This window comes from Dorea sp. 210702-DFI.3.17, from assembly GCF_020560825.1.
GTDB classification, from domain to species: Bacteria; Bacillota; Clostridia; order Lachnospirales; family Lachnospiraceae; genus Dorea; species Dorea formicigenerans.
Map to the genome: position 1 here is coordinate 1 of NZ_JAJCNB010000159.1, position 224 is coordinate 224.

1 protein-coding gene is annotated in these 224 nt (G+C 36.6%); it reads left to right on the forward strand.

What is annotated here, in order from left to right; all coding sequences use genetic code 11:
* Nucleotides 1-3: 3 nt before the first annotated feature.
* Nucleotides 4-224 (forward strand): peroxiredoxin (locus LI149_RS15325; RefSeq protein ID WP_227143643.1); only part of this gene is annotated, 221 nt, incomplete at its 3' end.

Consider the following 224-nt stretch of genomic DNA (forward strand, 5'->3'; position numbering starts at 1 on the left):
TAAATGTTAGAGTTAGGAATAAAAGCACCGGATTTTGAATTGCCGGATCAGAACGAAGAAGTGCATAAACTAAGTGATTATTTAGGTAAAAAAATAATTTTATATTTTTATCCAAAGGATAATACACCAGGATGTACGAAGCAGGCATGTGGCTTTTCTGAGCGTTATTCACAGTTTACTGAGAAGGGAGCTGTTATTCTCGGAGTAAGCAAGGACTCTGTAGC